The organism is Methylobacterium sp. CCH5-D2 (genome assembly GCF_001556475.1).
Lineage (GTDB): Bacteria > Pseudomonadota > Alphaproteobacteria > Rhizobiales > Beijerinckiaceae > Methylobacterium > Methylobacterium hispanicum.
On sequence record NZ_LSIX01000207.1, the window covers coordinates 1 to 313 of the forward strand.

A 313-nucleotide genomic window follows, 5' to 3' on the forward strand; every position below is an offset into this window, starting at 1 on the left:
TTGCGCACGATCTCCTGGGTCGCCGCGCCCTGCTCCTCCACCGCCGCCGCGATCGCGTTGGCGACGCCGCTCAAGTCGCGGATCCGGCCCGTGATCCCGCCGATGGCGCCGACCGCCTGATCCGTCGAGCCCTGGATCCGGCCGATCTGCGTTGAGATCTCCTCCGTCGCCCGCGCCGTCTGGGCGGCGAGCTCCTTCACCTCGGCGGCCACCACCGCGAAGCCGCGCCCCGCCTCGCCGGCGCGCGCCGCCTCGATCGTGGCGTTGAGCGCCAAGAGGTTGGTCTGGCCGGCGATCTGCGAGATCAGCGCCA

Annotated in this window: 1 protein-coding gene; it reads right to left on the reverse strand. The window is 73.5% G+C overall.

All coding sequences use genetic code 11. The features are described from left to right. A partial coding sequence (locus AX737_RS05450; RefSeq protein ID WP_245293399.1) for a methyl-accepting chemotaxis protein occupies positions 1–313 on the reverse strand: 313 nt, incomplete at both ends.